The sequence below is a fragment of the Parafrankia soli genome, from assembly GCF_001854695.1.
Taxonomy (GTDB): Bacteria; Actinomycetota; Actinomycetes; order Frankiales; family Frankiaceae; genus Parafrankia; species Parafrankia soli.
In genome coordinates, this window is record NZ_MAXA01000219.1 from 39,166 (window position 1) to 54,618 (window position 15,453).

Here is a 15,453-nt window from a genome sequence, read left to right on the forward strand (position 1 = left end):
GCGGAGCGGTCATGCCGGGACCGGGCGGGATCCGTCGTCGGACCGGTCGTCGGACCGGCCATGGCCCGGGCGGCGTCGCACGCCCGTGAGCTGCTCGTCCGCCCGCACCAGAACCTCGTAGGCCCGCTCGGTGGCCGGCCCACCGCCGTACCAGATCTCGCTGAACACCTCGACGGCCGCGACCAGCGCACCGATCGCATCGCTGTCGCGGTCGATGGCCGCGCGGACGGCGTCGACGAGCTCGCCGGCGGTGCGTCCAGGTCTCGGGTCCAGCACTCCACGCTCCTCCAGCATCCGCACGATCGCCCGCAGCCGGGACCGCACCGCCTCGGCGTACGCGCCCTGGCCGGCCTGGTCCCGGGCCAGCACGCGGAGCTGGTCGGCGGTGAGAGGACTGGACAGGTCGGTCTCCTCCACCTGGTCCCGCGCGGTCCGCCGCACGGGGCCCAGCCACAGCCGGATCACAACGGCGAGCGCGACGAGCACGAGGAGCACGGCGAGGACACCGAGTCCGTTGAAACCGCCCACGCCGGCATCGGTGTCCGGGGTCAGCCAGTTCCACAGATCGGCGAGGCGGTCGTTGATCCAGGTGATGGCCCGGGTGAACCAGTCGGGCTGGGCGTCCTGGTAGACGCTCTTGGACAGTTCGCGCCGAGCCTCGTCCTGCGCCCCCTCGCGTGTCACCGGCCCCCCGAGCGGGCCGCCGGCCGCCGCCGGGGCGACGGCCGGAGCGACGAGGGAGGGGAGGAACGAGGGCAGGAAGGGGGCGGACAGGTGGCCGGTGATCACGGAGTGGCCGCGCGCTGGCGGGCCGCCTCGGTGAGGGTGACGTCCAGCCCCTCGCGGCGGATGCGCCGATCGATGTAGAGGAGGACGACGGCCCCGGAGATCACCGGAGTCGCGACCGTCGTGGCGAGCAGGCTGCCGATCGCGTTGACGATGTGCCCGGCCATGGTCAGGTCTCCCTCGACCAGGCTGCCGAACGTCTGCTCGGACGACATGAGGATCACGCTGGTCGGGATCGCGAAGATCAACATCAGGACCCCGCCGACCGCCGCGGAGAGGAGGAGAACGCCGAGCGTCCGCCACCACGATCCCTTGACCAGCCGCCACGAGCGCCGAAGCGCGTCGCCGGTCGACTGCGCCTCGAGCACGTAGGCCGGTGTGGCCAGACTCAGGTAGACGGCGACCACGACCGCCCCCACGATCAGCGCGACCAGGCCGAGCGCGCTCAACAGCGTGACCGCCAGGGTCAGCATCAGCAGACCGCCCAGCCGGGGGGTGACCCGGCGGACGGCGTCGCCCGCGGTGATCCGCCCGCCGAGTGTCGCCTCGCTCACCACCACCGCGAGCACCCCGGAGAGGAAGATCCCGAGCGCCGCGTTCAGGCCGAAGAGCAGCAGCGTCAGTACCGTTGCCGCCGTATTGGACATCTCCTCGGCGGCGATCGCGGCGACCGTGCTGATCGTCTCGACCACGGCGGTGGCGCCGAGGGTGAGGCCGAGGGTGGCGCCGGGGTTCGACCGGATCGTCGCGAAGGTCCCGTCGAGGATCTCGCCGACCGCCAGCGGGCGCAGCGGGATCACACCGGGCTTGGGTGCGATCGGCGGACCGCCCCACCCGTTCGGGCCCCACGCGCCGTAGCCCCGGGCCGGGCCGGGCTGCTGGCCGTAGCCACCGTGCGGCCCGTACCCGCCCGGCCCGTACCCGCTGTTCGGGCTGTTCGGGATGTAGCCGGGGGGAGCGCCCTGCCCGGGGACCGGCGCCGCGGCGGGGTCGCTGCCGGGGGCCTGCCAGCCGCCGGGCGCAGGCCATTCGCCGGGCGCGGGCGCGCCGCCTCCGGGGCCGGGTGGTGGCTGATCCCACGAACCGGGGGGTGGGTGCTGCGGGCCCGGGGAGGGCGCACCCCACGAGCCGGGCTGTTCCGGTCCGGGCGTGCCGGGAGGGGTCTGACCGGCTCCGTCCGTCATCGTGGTCTCCCTGTACTAGTTGCCGTCCCGTGTCGACCAACGTTCCTGGCGACCGCATCGTTGCAGACCGAGTACGGACACCTCCCGACCGGGCGCCCTGTCGACGCGGGGCGATCGCCCGCCGCCGGCCCGGCGACGGGCCACCGCCGTGCCGGGCGGACGCGCAGGTCTGGCAGACGGGCCGGTCCGGATGCGCCGGGCGTCGTCGATGTGCGCCGGGTGCCGCTGATGCCGGCGTGGCCGGTGCGGCGCAGCAGGCAGTTCATGGCCCCGTGCCCCGTGCCCCGTGCCCCGTGCCGGGTGCCGGGTGCCGGTCTGGCCGGGGTCCGGCCCGCGTCGTCCACAGCCGCCGCGTGCGGTGCTGTCTGTCCACAACTCGGGTCCGGCGATGGCGAAGCCGGTCGATCACCGGTCATTCTCGTCCGGTGACCCGCTTCCGCCACCTCGCCGAGGCCCTGACGATCCTCGCGGATCTCGTGCTGCCGCGCGCCTGCGCGGGCTGCGGCCGGCTCGGCGAGGCCGCCTGTGCGCGTTGCGCGGCGGCCCTGGCGGGTCCCCCAGTTCTCGCCGCCCCGGGTCCCACGGCCAGCCCGGGGCGGCGAGGCCACCATCCGGCCAGCCACTCCCAGCGGCCCGGCCGGCCACGTGGTCCCTCGTTACAGCCGGCGCTCCGGCCGGCGATGCCCCCAGCCTTCGCGGCGGCCTCGTACACCGGTGCCGCCCGGGTCCTTCTGCTTTCCTACAAGGAGCGTGGGCGGGTCGACCTCGCTGCCGTGCTGGGCCAGGCGCTCGCGCGGGCGGTGGCGGCCGCGCTGGTGGCGGCCGCGCCCGGCGGTCGCCGGCCCCCACCGGTACTTCTCGTCCCGGTCCCGACGACGGCCGCGGCGCGGCGGCGCCGAGGGGTCGACCACGTCGCCCGGCTCGCGGCGGTCGCCGCCCGGTCCCTCGCCCACCGCGGGCTCCGGGCGCGGGTTAGCGCGGCGCTACGGGTGTCGCGGTCCGGAGCCGACCAGGCCGGCCTCGGGGCGGCGGCACGGTCACGCAACCGTTCGGGGGCGTTCGCGCTGCGCACCGGCGTGCCTTCGCCGCGTCCCGGGGAGATCACGGTCGTCGTGGACGACATCGTCACCACCGGTGCGACTGTCCGGGAGGCGGTGCGCGCGCTGCGCGCGGGCGGCTGGGCGCCGGCGGCCGGCGCGGCGGTGGCCGCCACACCGCTCCAGCACGGGCGCGACGCGCCATCCTTCGGGATTGCCCGCCGTCCGGGCGGTGGAAGGGGGACACTGGGCGCGAGCGCTCCGCCCCCGGAGCCGACGGCGACAAGCTGATGCCGGCAATGACCGTCACTGCTCGGCGCGGTGCCGTCGTCCTGGACGAGGTCGGCGTGCGGCCCACCGTCGCGACGCGACGGATGCGGCGCACGGCCCCCCGTCCCGGGCCGCCGTCCCGGGGCTGCCGACCCGGTCGAGGAGCGCGCGAGGCGGGGCCTTCGGAACGTGCCGACCGGCTTCACGGCGCGGCCGGCCGCTCCCAGGATGCCGGTCCGGAATCTCCCGATATTGGTAGGGCCGTTCCGGCATAGACCCGACCGGCGCGGGGAAGGAGCCGAGCGAGGCGGGTCGGTGGAAACACCGCCGATGCCGTGGTCACCGGACAGCGAGGCGCGCCCATGGAAGGAGCCATTCGGCAGCGCCAGAAACCAGCACCAGCTGATTTGCAACCAGGTACTGCACCAGGAACGTTGACAACCTACGGCGGCACACGAGGTGACCTCGGCACGCCGAGGTCAGCCATCGACGGCCGCCCGAGGTACCGACTCGCCGGTCGCGTCGATCCCGCACGGATCGGCCGGCCGGGCCAGGTGAACGGGAGGTGGATCGCGTGGACATCGTGGTCAAGGGCAGGCACACCGCGGTTCCGGAACGGTTCCGCAGGCATGTCCAGGCCAAACTCGCGAAGCTCGAGCGGCTCGACTCCAAGGTCATGCTGGTCGACGTCGAACTCTCCAAGGAACACAACCCTCGGCTGTCGGACACCTGCGACCGTGTCGAGCTCACCGTGTATTCGCGGGGCCCGGTGATCCGTGCGGAGGCCGCCGCGGCCGACGCCTACGCCGCGCTCGACCGCGCTACCGCCAAGCTGGCGGAGCGCCTGCGCCGCGCTTCGGACCGGCGGGTCCGCCACCACGCCAACCACGCGGGTGCGAACCACCCGGTTCCCGGCTGGGCGGGTGCCGTCCCGGACATCCCCGCCGTCCCGACCGGCCGCCAGCCGGAGACGGACACCGCCGGCCCGCCGGTCCCGGGCGCCGAGGACGGCGCGGCGGGCCTCGCCGCCGTCGGATCCGAGACCCGCGCGAAGCGGCCGAGCTGGTCGACGGCCGACGATGGCGACGGCGACGATTCCGACTACTCGCCGATGGTGGTACGCGAGAAGACCCACGAGGCCGCGCCCATGACGCTCGACGACGCCCTGTCGAACATGGAGCTCGTGGGGCACGACTTCTACCTTTTCCTCGATGCCGCTAGCGGCCTGCCCAGCGTCGTGTACCGCCGATGCGGCTACGACTACGGCGTCATCCGGCTCGAGGGAGCGGCCGGAGACAGCATGATCGGCGCCCGGGAACGAACGGCGGCGGTCATTTCCGCCGTGTGACGGTCGATCCCCCCTGCCGGCGTGGGACCATTTGCCTTGGGTGTCGGACTCCCGGCATCGGTGCACACGGCACGTTCCACGGGTTGTGCCCCCGGCGTCGCGACGCCGGGGGCACAACCCCGCGGGAGCGGTTCCAGGGGAGGTCGGAGATGACGGTGGACGAGCAGCGTTCCGAGGAGGCGCTGCGTACGCCATCGGAGGCGAATCCCATCCGGGTGCTCATCGTTGACGATCATGCCCTGTTCCGGCGCGGCCTGGAGATGGTCCTGGCGCAGGAGGTCGACATCGAGGTCGTCGGTGAGGCCGCCGACGGGGCGGAGGCGGTCACGATGGCCGCCGAGATGGCGCCGGACATCGTCCTGATGGATGTCCGCATGCCCAGGCGCGGTGGGATCGACGCCACGAGCGCCATCAAGGAGAAGGTGCCCAGTGCGAAGATCGTGATGCTCACGATAAGTGACGAGGAAGCCGACCTCTTTGACGCCATCAAGGCCGGCGCCATGGGCTACCTCCTCAAGGAGATCTCGATCGACGAGGTCGCCGCGGACATTCGGGCGGTCTACAACGGCCAGAGCCTCATCAGCCCGTCCATGGCCTCCAAGCTGCTCAGCGAGTTCGCGGCCATGATCAAGACGAAGGACGACCGCCCGCAGCTCCCGACACCGCGGCTGACCGACCGGGAGATGGAGGTCCTCCGCCTGGTCGCCAAGGGGCTGAACAACCGGGACATCGCCAAGCAGCTCTACATCAGCGAGAACACGGTGAAGAACCACATCCGGAACATCCTGGAGAAGCTCCAGCTCCACTCCCGGATGGAGGCGGTGGTGTACGCGGTGCGGGAGAAGTTGCTCGAGATCACCTGACGGCCTCGCGCCCGGCGGGCCCGCGGTCGGTGTCCGTCGAGCCGCGCGGCGGCGGTCAGCCGGGTCCGTTGGCGAGCCGCAGTGCGGCGGTCAGACGGGCGGGTCCGTGGCGAGCCGGGTGCCGATCCAGCAGTCGTGGCGGACGCCGTCCCCCAGGACGATCGCGCTGCGCAGCGTGCCGTCGAGGGTGAACCCGAGCTTCTCCGCCACCCGGCGGGAGGCGTGGTTTCCGACCGCCGCGCGCCACTCGACGCGTTCCAGCCCAAGGGCGCCGAACCCCCAACGCAGCAGCGCCGCCGCCGCCCGGGTGGCCACGCCCTGGCCGCGGGCGTCGGCGGCGCACCAGTAGGAGATCTCCGCGTCCCCCTCGTCGGTCAGGTCCTGCAGGGCCACCGATGCCAGGAGCGCTTCGGTGGTGGCGTCGACGACGGCCAGCGGCGTGCCCGTCGCCGTCGCCCACGCCTCCGGCGCCTGCCGGCAGACGAAGTCCTCCGCGTGGTCTCTCGTGTAGGGAACGGGGACCCGCGTCCATCGCGGAATCTCGGGATCCTGACAGGCCCCGCACACGGCGTCGACGTCCGAGGCCTTCCAGGGACGTAGGTGCAGCGCACCCGCGGTGATCTCGACGGGCTCGAGCGGAATCCGCTGGACGGCGCGCTCTGCGCCCGGCCCAGGCCGGCGCGCGGGGGGCAGCCAGGGGCCGGGGACGGGGCCGGGACCGGATCCGGTGTCGGAACGCATACCGCCACGATGCCAGCACCCCGGGCCGCGGCGGCGTGCTCGCGGTCCGCCGTCGCCACCCGATTCGGTGGTGGGCGCGAGACGTTTCCGACGATGGCCGGCGGGCCACGGCGCGCGTTGCCAGGCCGGGCACGGGCGCCGCCGCTCGGTCGTTGTGTACTCGCGGGGGAGGGAGACGCCGCGGCGACCTGGGCGCGGTGCGCGGCTCCCGATCCCGGCGCGCCGCCGCCGGTCCGAGGACGGGCCGTGGGTGGCGATCGAGGGGCTAGCATCTTGGTTGTCGGTGAGCCTCGCCGACATGCCTGCCGGAGGAGTTTCGCCGTGGTTCTAGACAAGATCTTGCGTGCCGGTGAGGGCCGGATTCTGCGCAAGCTCAAGGCGATCGCCGAGCAGGTGAACCTCATCGAGGACGACTTCACCGGTCTGACCGACGCCGAGCTGCGCGGGATGACCGACGAGTTCCGCCAGCGCCTGGCCAGCGAAGAGGAAACCCTCGACTCGTTGCTGCCCGAGGCGTTCGCGACGGTGCGCGAGGCGGCGCGGCGCACGCTCGGCCAGCGCCATTTCGACGTCCAGATCATGGGTGGCGCGGCGCTGCACCTGGGCAACATCGCCGAGATGAAGACCGGTGAGGGCAAGACCCTGGTCTCCACGCTGCCGTCCTACCTGAACGCCCTGAGCGGCAACGGCGTCCACATCGTCACGGTGAACGACTACCTGGCCCAGCGCGACGCCGAGAACATGGGCCGTGTCCACCGCTTCCTCGGCCTCACGGTCGGTGTCATCCATCCCCAGATGCCGCCGTCGGTGCGCCGCCAGCAGTACCGGTGCGACATCACCTACGGCACGAACAACGAGTTCGGGTTCGACTACCTGCGCGACAACATGTCCTGGAGCGCCGAGGAACTGGTCCAGCGCGGCCATCACTTCGCCGTTGTGGACGAGGTCGACTCCATCCTCATCGACGAGGCACGTACGCCCCTGATCATCAGCGGCCCGGCCGACAACCCGACCCGCTGGTACACCGAGTTCTCGCGGATCGCCCCCCTGCTCGAGCGGGACGTCGACTACGAGGTCGAGGAGGGCAAGCGGACGGTCTCGATCAGCGAGGTCGGCGTGGAGAAGGTCGAGGACCAGCTCGGCATCGAGAACCTGTACGAGTCGGTGAACACCCCCMTCGTCGGTTACCTCAACAACGCGCTGAAGGCCAAGGAGCTCTACAAGCGAGACAAGGACTACATCGTCACCGACGGTGAGGTCCTCATTGTCGACGAGTTCACCGGTCGCGTCCTGCACGGCCGCCGTTACAGCGAGGGAATGCACCAGGCGATCGAGGCCAAGGAGAAGGTCGAGATCAAGCAGGAGAACCAGACCCTGGCGACGATCACTCTCCAGAACTACTTCCGGCTCTACGACAAGCTGTCCGGAATGACCGGTACGGCCATGACGGAGGCCGCCGAGTTCCACCAGATCTACGCCCTCGGCGTGGTGCCGATCCCGACCAACAAGCCGATGGCTCGCATGGACCAGGCCGACGTCGTCTACAAGACCGAGATCGCGAAGTTCGACGCGGTCGTGGAGGACATCGCCGAGCGGCACGAGAACGGTCAGCCCGTCCTGGTCGGCACGACCAGCGTGGAGAAGTCGGAGTACCTGTCCAAGCAGCTCACCAAGCGCGGTGTCCGGCACGAGGTGCTGAACGCCAAACACCACGAGCGCGAGGCGATGATCATCGGCGAGGCGGGCCGGCGCGGCGCGGTCACCGTGGCGACGAACATGGCCGGCCGAGGCACCGACATCATGCTCGGCGGCAACCCCGAGTTCATCGCCCAGACGGAGCTTCGCCAGCGCGGCCTGTCTCCGATCGACACCCCGGACGACTACGAGGCGGCCTGGCCCGAGGCGCTGGAGAAGGCCCGTGCGTCGGTCAAGGCCGAGCACGAGGAAGTCGTCAACGCCGGTGGCCTCTATGTGCTCGGCACCGAGCGGCACGAGTCCCGCCGGATCGACAACCAGCTGCGCGGCCGTGCCGGCCGTCAGGGCGACCGCGGCGAGTCCCGGTTCTACCTCTCCCTCGGTGACGACCTCATGCGGTTGTTCAACGCCGCGGCGGTCGAGGGCATCATGGACCGCCTCAACATCCCGGACGACGTCCCGATCGAGTCCAAGATCGTGACTCGCGCGATCCGTTCCGCGCAGACCCAGGTCGAGGGCCAGAACTTCGAGATCCGCAAGAACGTCCTCAAGTACGACGAAGTCATGAACAAGCAGCGCACCGTGATCTACGAGGAGCGCCGCAAGGTCCTGGAGGGCGCCGACCTGCACGAGCAGGTTCGCCACTTCGTTGATGACACCGTCGAGGGCTATGTGCGCGGCGCGACGGCCGACGGGTACCCGGAGGAGTGGGACCTCGAAACCCTCTGGTCGGGCCTGGGCCTGCTCTACCCGGTCGGCGTCGACGCACCGGGCACCGACGACCGCGAGGGGCTGACCTCCGACCTTCTGCTCGAGGATCTTCAGGGGGACGCGCAGGACGCCTACGACCGGCGTGAGGCCGACCTCGGMGACAAGCCGGACGGCGAGGCCGTCATGCGTGAGCTGGAGCGCCGGGTGGTGCTCGCGGTACTCGACCGCAAGTGGCGTGAGCACCTCTACGAGATGGACTACCTGCAGGAGGGCATCGGCCTGCGGGCGATGGGGCAGCGAGACCCGGTCGTGGAGTACCAGCGCGAGGGCTTCGACATGTTCCAGACGATGATGGAGGGCATCAAGGAGGAGTCGGTCCGCCTCCTGTTCAACGTCGAGGTGCAGGTAGCGGGGCGGGACACCGACCAGAGCGGCACCGCGCCCGAAGGAGCGCCCGCGGCCCCGGCCGGCACGACGCCCACGCCGGCCGCCCCGGCCGAGCGCGGCTCCGTGTCCGTCGGCGCGGTGCCGCCGGTCACCCCGGCCGCGCCCGCACCGGCGCAGCCCGCGCGGACCGCTCCCGAGCCTCCGCCGGCCCCGGTGCCGGCGTCCCCGCCGCCCGTCTTCGTCAAGGGCCTCGAACCGCACCGCCCGACCGGCGGACTGCGTTACACGGCGCCGTCCGTCGACGGCGGCTCGTCCACGGTGACGACCGTCGACAACGGGTCCGAGCTGTCCCGTGCCGGCGGTGGTGGGCCGCGCTCGGCCGGCGGCGGCGTGTCCCGCGGCGCTGGCGAGGGCGGAACGGCCCGCCCGGCACGCAACGCGCCCTGCCCCTGCGGCTCGGGGCGGAAGTACAAGCGCTGCCACGGCGATCCGGCCCGCCGCAACGACTGACGGAACCACCGGAAAGCCAGAGGTGGGGCGGGTGCGTCCCCGGAGCTCTCCGCCCCGCCTCTGGCCGGTCAGCCGAGCTGGAGAATCAGCCGAGCTGGAGGGTCGTCACCTGCCAGCGGCCGGCCGCGTGCTCCATCCGCAGCGCGAGCGCCCGCACCCTGGTGCCCCTGCTGACCACGGCGCTGACCTCCGCGACCCCGGGCAGCGGCTCGCTGACCCGCACGCTGCGCACCTGAGAAGGCTGGCGGGTGGCCAGGGACGAGGCCGTCCGCTGGAAGTCGCTCTGCAGGGCGGCCGTGCTCCAGGGGGCCAGATGCGCGGCCGGGCGGGCTCCGGACAACACCTCGACGATCACTCGTACGACGACGGCCGCGGTCCGGCGCGGGTCCGGTGACGTCCCCGGGCCCGTCGGTGCCCGTGCCGCGAGCCGCGGTGCCACCGCGGCGGCGGTGGCACCGTCCGCCGCGGTAGCACCGTCCGCCGGCTGGCGCGCCGGCGTGCGGGTCGTTCGGGCGGGCCGCGGCCACGGGAGGGTCCGTTGGTCCGGCAGAAGGTGGCGGGCGGCGCCGCGTTCGGCGCGGGACACCGTCCTGACCGGCGCGCCCATGGCGGTCGACGGGGCGTTTGGCGTGGTGGTCGGCGCCGCGACTCGTGAATACCGGGCACCCGCGGACCGGTCGGTTCCCGGGGCTCGCCCGGCCGGCGCGGTCTGCTCGGGTGAGACGGTTTCGTCGTCGTAGGGCGGGTCGATGGGACGCACGGGCATCAACCGGGGCGTTGTGGCGACATGGGGACGCCGGCGACGGGGCAGGGTCAGGGCGGTCGTCGCGGTCACGGCGGACCTTTCGGGGGATGGTGGGGCGTCATCGCCCAGGCACCGAGGGACCTGGGCCGGGCAGGTGGCTGTAGCCGGGGTCAGGGACTGGGTGGCGGCAGGAGCCGCTGGCCGGGAAGAAGAAGATCCGGGTCGGGCCCGATCACGTCGGCGTTCGCCGACCACCAGCGCGGCCACTCGGCCGCGATCTGATCGGTCGTGGCGGTAGGCCCGAGGTGACGGGCGACGATCGTCCACAGGCTGTCTCCGCGCAGCACGACGACCTCCGCGGTCGCGCCCGGATTCGTCGGGGGAGTGCCCGGGGATACGCCGGGCGCCGTGCCCGGCGTGCCCGTGCCGAGCGGCGCGGAGGGCACGAGGGGATCACCCCCGCCGTTGCTGGAAGGCGCGGAAGCACTGGGCGCTGCGGCGGCGGGCGTCGGAGCGGTGGTGCTCGGCGCACTGGGGGCCGGTGCACCTGGGGTCGGGTTTGTGGGCCGTGGCGTGCTGGCGCTGGACGGCTGGCCGGCCTGGCCCGGCTGATCGGTGTGCCCGGCCCGGTCGGGATGGCCGAGGAAGGGCCATCCGCGCGCGGTCGCCGTGGCCGATCGGTCCGTGGGCGCGGCGCCGGGGTCAGGGGCGGCCGTGGCGGGATCCGGCGGCTGCTGCGCACGGGTGGGTGGATCGGCCGCGCTGACCGGGGTCATCGGCACGACCTGGACGTCGTCCGGCAGGCCACGCCCGGCGCCGGACGCCGCGTCGGGGTGGCCCAGGTAGGGCCAGCCGCGCTGGGACGCGGCCAGCCCGCCCGTCGGCCCGATAGCCGGGGCGCCCGCCGAAGCGTCCGCTGACACGCTCGCCGACGCCGTGGCGGCGGGCGGGCCGGTGGCGGCCGAAGCCGGGCTGGCGCCGAGAACGGGGCTGACGCTCGCGGCCACGAGGGTCACCCCGAGGCCGATTTCGACGATCCGGCGCACCGCGCTGGGCAGGACCCGGCGGGCGAGCGCGGCGAACACCCGGCCGGCCGCGCCCGGCAGCGCGGCCAGGACGCCGAGCACCACTCCGGCGCACAGCCACAGCAGGCAGATCCAGGCGATGATGCCGAGGCAGTTGGCGAACGCCAGCTCCGGCTCGTCGGCGAACCACGTGGGGATGTCGCCGGGGCTCGACGGCAGGTCCGCCAGCCGCGGGCCCAGCAGGATCAGCACCGCCGCGACACCGAGGGCGAGCACGGCGCTGCCCACCCTGGCGGCCGCGTCCCGCCGCACCCCTGAGATCATCTTTGGTGACCGTCCGTCCGGGTATGGGAGCGGTGCCGGCCATGGGCGATGTACCGGCTGTGTCGGGGTACATCGCCCATGGGCGGCATGGCTGCTATCGGTAGCCATGCCGGCCTCCGGATTGGCTCGGGGTCAGGGAGCCGAACTACGGCAGAGGCCGTTTGGTTACGTTTGCTTGTGTAACCCGCCGAAAGGCGTATGTCAATCCGTCCTGCTTCGTCTGATCGGGGTCGTGACGGTTGACCTGTAGAAATGGAGGTTGGCGCCGCGATGCGCTGGGAGGACCTGTTCGCCGATCTTGAGCTGCAGTGGGAGGCCGTCGAGGCGGCCGAGCTCGAAGCGGAGATCGCTGACCGGACGCGGCGGGAGGCCGGTTACCTCCGGCTGCTCGACCGGTTGCGACCGGCGGTGGGCGCCGAGGTGAGATGCCTGCTGCGGGGCGGGCCGACGGCCGGCCCCGCAGCCGTCACCGGGCGGCTCACCGCGCTCGGGGTCGACTGGCTCCTGCTGTCCGAGTCCGGCCCGGCGGAGGTGCTGGTGCCGAGATCGTCGCTGCTCGCGGTGCGCGGCCTGCCGACGGTGTCGGCGCAGCCTGGGCACGAGGGCCGTCTCGCGGCCCGGCTCGACCTGCGCCACGTGCTGCGCGGCCTGGTGCGCGACCGGGCGGCCTGCGCGGTCGCCCTGCTCGGCGGCGGGCAGCTGACCGGGACGCTGCTGCGCGTCGGCGCGGACTTCGTCGAGCTCGCCGAACATCCGCTGGGCGGGTTCGCCCGCCGCGGCGAGGTGCGCTCCGGCTGGACGGTGCCCCTCGAGGGCCTCGCGTTCATCCGGCGCGGCTGAGCCCACGGCGACCGGCGCGGCTGAAACCCCGGCGACCGACGGCTGGACGTCCAGACGCCCGGCCCGGGTGCGGGTGTTCGGGGTGGGTCAGTCCTCGGGCAGGGTCTCGTTGCGGCTCATCGGGTTGGCGGCCACGAAGGCGCGGGTCTGCTCGTACGCGCGTTGGATGTAGGCCTCGAGCTCGCTGCGCTCGACCCGCCACTGGCCCCGCCCGCCGATCTTGATGGCGGGCAGCTCACCGGAGCGAACGAGAGCGTACGTCTGGCTGGCAGAGATGTTGAGGATCTCTGCCACGTCGCTGAGCTGAAGGAAGCGGTCGTTCATCAACGCCTCCTCTCCGGTGACGGTCGGCGCGTCTTACCTGTGTATCAGACTTCCCGCCTCGCATCGCGTTCGAATGCCTCGGCTTGTGGATAACTGCTCGCGATACCGATCGGTGGGACCGGCAACCGGTAACCGGCCGCCAGGCCCAGACGCGCGCGGCCGGCGGGCGACCTCCTTATGCCCGTCGCCGCCGCCGCGCATCGCCGGGGCCCAGCCAGGCGTCCTATGTGGGGAAAGGCCGTAACGCGGCGACGGTGACGGCTTGATGCTGTATCACCGTTTCGACTGGGTTCGGGATCGTCGGCCACGTACGCTCTGCGACCGGGGTGTGTTCTTCGGTGGCCGTCATAGGACGTCGCCGGCACGGCACATGCCGCCGCCGGTGAGGACGACCGTTGGTGAGGACGACCGTTGGTGAAGATCGCCGCGGGCGAGGAGTGAGGAGGGCCCGGTGACCGAGCTGACCGTCGCGCCGGCGCGACCGGAGCCGACCCCGCCGGTGCCGCCGTCACCCCCGGCGCGCAGGCTCGGGCGCCGCCGCTGGCGCGACTCGCGGCTGCTGATCGGCGTCCTGCTGGTGCTGGTGTCCGTCGTCGCCGGCGCGCGCCTGTTCGCGACCGCGGACCGGACCAGGCAGTGGGTGGTCGCCGCCGCCGACCTGCCGGCCGGCCACATCGTCGTCGACGGCGACCTGACCACGGCCACCGCCCACCTGGACGGCGCGACGTCGGACCGCTACTACCCCGGTGACCGTCGCAGCGAACTCCTGGGCGCCACCCTGGCCCGTCCGGTCAGCTCGGGCGAGCTCCTGAGCGGCGCCGACTTCGCCGGCGAGGACGCCGCCGCGACCAGGCTCGTCCCGGTGATCGTCAAGGCCGGGCGGGTCCCCGACCTGTCCCCCGGCGATCACGTGGACGTCTTCGTGTACCAGCCGGGAGCCGCCGCGCCGCCCGAGACAGGCGGCGACCCGGCGCAGCCCGCGCAGGAGGGGCAGGCCGTGGCCGGCGCGGGCGTCGAGATCCAGGTGCTGCACGACGTCGAGTTCGTCGCGCAGGACAGGCTCAACAGCGGCGACCGGTCGCTGTCCCTGCGGGTTCCGGTGGATGACGCCATCCGGGCGGTGGCGGCGTCGCAGAGCGAGCGGGTCGACGTCGTGAAGCTGGAGCGGGACGCCCGCGGCGAGGTCGGATCGGGCGGCCCGTCCTCCGCTCCGGGGTACGGTCGGTGAGCCTGCCGATCCTGACCGCCGTCACCGACTCGGTGGTCGAGGCCGGCCTCGTCTCGGCGTTCGACCGGCGCGACCTCGGGGTGACGGTCGTCCGCCGGTGTGTCGACCTGCCCGATCTGCTTGCCGCCGCGACGACCGGGGCCGCCCGGGCCGCCCTGCTGTCGGCCGATCTGCGCCGCCTCGACAGGGATGCCCTGGTGCGGCTGGCGGCGTCCGGTGTGGCCGTCGTGGGCCTGATCGCGCCGGGGGACGAGGACGCCGACCGCCGGCTGCGCCAGCTCGGCGTCGTCGCGGTGATCCCGGCGGACGCGACCGCGGAGGCGGTGGCGGGTGCGGTCGTGGAGGCGTCGCGCGCGCTGGCCGACCTCGCCGGTCCGCCCGCGCTGCCCGCGGCGTTCAGCGAGCCGCTGATGGGTTTCGACCCACTCGCCCCGGCGGTGCCGGCGGCCGACCAGACCGAGCCCGGCGAGCCCGGTGAGGGCCGGGTGCTCGCGGTCTGGGGGCCGGTGGGCTCGCCGGGGCGCACGACGATCGCGCTGGGCCTGGCCGCCGAGCTCGCCGCTCTCGGCACCCCGACCCTGCTCATCGACGCGGATTCGTACGGCGGTTCGGTCGGCCAGCACGTCGGGCTGCTCGAGGAGGCGCCGGGCCTCGCGGCAGCGGCGCGCTCGGCGAACCAGGGCCTGCTGGATGTCCCTCGCCTGGCGGTGCTGTGTCGGGATCTCGGCGGCGGTCTGCGGGTGCTGCCGGGTATCTCGCGGCCGTCCCGCTGGCCGGAGCTGCGTCCCGCCTCCATCGAGACGGTGCTGGCGCTGTCGCGCCGGCTCGCGTCGTTCGTGATCGTCGACTGCGGCTTCTGCCTGGAGACGGACGAGGAGCTGTCGTTCGACACGGCCGCGCCGCGGCGCAACGGCGCCACACTGGCCGTGCTCGGCGCGGCCGACTCGGTGCTCGCCGTCGCGTCCGCGGAGCCGGTCGGGCTGGTTCGCTTCGTCCGTGGGCTGTCGGAGCTGCGGGAGGTGGTTCCGCACGTCGATCCGCTGATCGTGGTCAACAAGCTGCGGGGCTCGGTGGTGGGCGGTGACCCGCGTCGTGAGGTGTCGCGGGCGATGGCCCGGCACACCGGCCGCGAGCCGGTGGCGCTCGTCCCCTACGATCTGGCGGGCCTGGACGCGGCAGCCGCGTCCGGTCAGCTCCTGCGCGACATCGCCCCGGCATCGCCGGCCCGGCTTGCGGTGCGGGATCTGGCCGCGCTCCTGGCGGGGGTGTCCGGTTCGGGGCGGCGCCGGCGCTCCGCGCTGCGCCGCGCTCAGCGCTGACCGCTCCAGCCTGGCGTGCCCCAAGCCGGTGCGCCCCAGCCCGGCGCGCCTCAGGTCCGGCCCACTCGGCCCCGCCCGGCTCCTCGCGTGTCGTCCCGACACGCCCCGACGCGCCG

General features: G+C 73.3%; 13 protein-coding genes. 7 read left to right on the forward strand and 6 right to left on the reverse strand.

Features of this window, described 5'->3' with window-relative positions:
• Positions 1–9: 9 nt before the first annotated feature.
• Together BBK14_RS19455 and BBK14_RS19460 are read right to left on the reverse strand one after the other, a co-directional pair.
• Positions 10–789 carry a DUF4129 domain-containing protein gene (locus BBK14_RS19455; protein ID WP_071064576.1) on the reverse strand — a complete coding sequence of 260 codons (780 nt, stop codon included), beginning with the start codon at positions 787–789 and terminating at the stop codon, positions 10–12.
• The gene (locus tag BBK14_RS19460) at positions 786–1,970 is read right to left on the reverse strand and encodes a DUF7847 domain-containing protein (RefSeq protein ID WP_071064578.1); all 1,185 of its coding nucleotides are present in this window, start codon (positions 1,968–1,970) and stop codon (positions 786–788) included. The genes BBK14_RS19455 and BBK14_RS19460 overlap by 4 nt, the downstream gene beginning before the upstream one ends.
• Before the next feature lie 425 nt (positions 1,971–2,395).
• On the opposite strand from BBK14_RS19460, the gene BBK14_RS19465 reads away from it, so the two are divergent.
• The 3 genes from BBK14_RS19465 to BBK14_RS19475 all read left to right on the forward strand — a co-directional run bounded on the left by BBK14_RS19465 (position 2,396) and on the right by BBK14_RS19475 (position 5,488).
• Complete coding sequence (locus BBK14_RS19465) at positions 2,396–3,298, forward strand: ComF family protein (RefSeq protein ID WP_071064580.1); 903 nt, start codon at positions 2,396–2,398, stop codon at positions 3,296–3,298.
• A 553-nt stretch (positions 3,299–3,851) separates the two neighbouring features.
• Positions 3,852–4,625, forward strand: a complete 774-nt coding sequence (gene hpf, locus BBK14_RS19470; RefSeq protein WP_071064582.1) for a ribosome hibernation-promoting factor, HPF/YfiA family — start codon at positions 3,852–3,854, stop codon at positions 4,623–4,625.
• A 149-nt stretch (positions 4,626–4,774) separates the two neighbouring features.
• A complete protein-coding gene (locus BBK14_RS19475; protein WP_018505454.1) occupies positions 4,775–5,488 on the forward strand; it encodes a response regulator in 714 nt (237 codons plus the stop codon).
• Between the two features lie 90 nt (positions 5,489–5,578).
• Here the strand turns inward: BBK14_RS19475 and BBK14_RS19480 are convergent, their stop codons facing one another.
• Entirely contained in the window at positions 5,579–6,229 is a 651-nt protein-coding gene (locus BBK14_RS19480) for a GNAT family N-acetyltransferase (protein ID WP_235014714.1), read from the reverse strand.
• A gap of 321 nt (positions 6,230–6,550) precedes the next feature.
• Between BBK14_RS19480 and secA the strand changes: the two genes are divergently transcribed.
• Complete coding sequence (gene secA, locus BBK14_RS19485; protein ID WP_071064584.1) at positions 6,551–9,532, forward strand: preprotein translocase subunit SecA; 2,982 nt, start codon at positions 6,551–6,553, stop codon at positions 9,530–9,532.
• Positions 9,533–9,617: 85 nt separating this feature from the next.
• On the opposite strand, the gene BBK14_RS19490 is transcribed toward secA, so the two are convergent.
• Both BBK14_RS19490 and BBK14_RS19495 read right to left on the reverse strand, forming a co-directional pair.
• Entirely contained in the window at positions 9,618–10,367 is a 750-nt protein-coding gene (locus BBK14_RS19490) for an Rv3235 family protein (protein WP_071064589.1), read from the reverse strand.
• Positions 10,368–10,447: 80 nt separating this feature from the next.
• Entirely contained in the window at positions 10,448–11,626 is a 1,179-nt protein-coding gene (locus BBK14_RS19495; RefSeq protein ID WP_071064591.1) for a LysM peptidoglycan-binding domain-containing protein, read from the reverse strand.
• A gap of 270 nt (positions 11,627–11,896) precedes the next feature.
• On the opposite strand from BBK14_RS19495, the gene BBK14_RS19500 reads away from it, so the two are divergent.
• Positions 11,897–12,466 carry a hypothetical protein gene (locus BBK14_RS19500; protein ID WP_071064637.1) on the forward strand — a complete coding sequence of 190 codons (570 nt, stop codon included), beginning with the start codon at positions 11,897–11,899 and terminating at the stop codon, positions 12,464–12,466.
• An 87-nt stretch (positions 12,467–12,553) separates the two neighbouring features.
• Here BBK14_RS19500 and BBK14_RS19505 read toward each other — a convergent pair whose 3' ends face one another.
• The gene (locus BBK14_RS19505; RefSeq protein ID WP_020463281.1) at positions 12,554–12,790 is read right to left on the reverse strand and encodes a helix-turn-helix domain-containing protein; all 237 of its coding nucleotides are present in this window, start codon (positions 12,788–12,790) and stop codon (positions 12,554–12,556) included.
• Positions 12,791–13,241: 451 nt separating this feature from the next.
• Between BBK14_RS19505 and BBK14_RS19510 the strand changes: the two genes are divergently transcribed.
• Positions 13,242–14,018, forward strand: a complete 777-nt coding sequence (locus BBK14_RS19510) for an SAF domain-containing protein (RefSeq protein ID WP_071064593.1) — start codon at positions 13,242–13,244, stop codon at positions 14,016–14,018.
• Positions 14,015–15,337: a CpaE/TadZ family protein gene (locus BBK14_RS19515; RefSeq protein ID WP_071064595.1), complete on the forward strand. Its 1,323-nt coding sequence runs from the start codon at positions 14,015–14,017 to the stop codon at positions 15,335–15,337. Before BBK14_RS19510 ends, BBK14_RS19515 begins: the two co-directional genes overlap by 4 nt.
• Positions 15,338–15,453 lie beyond the last annotated feature (116 nt).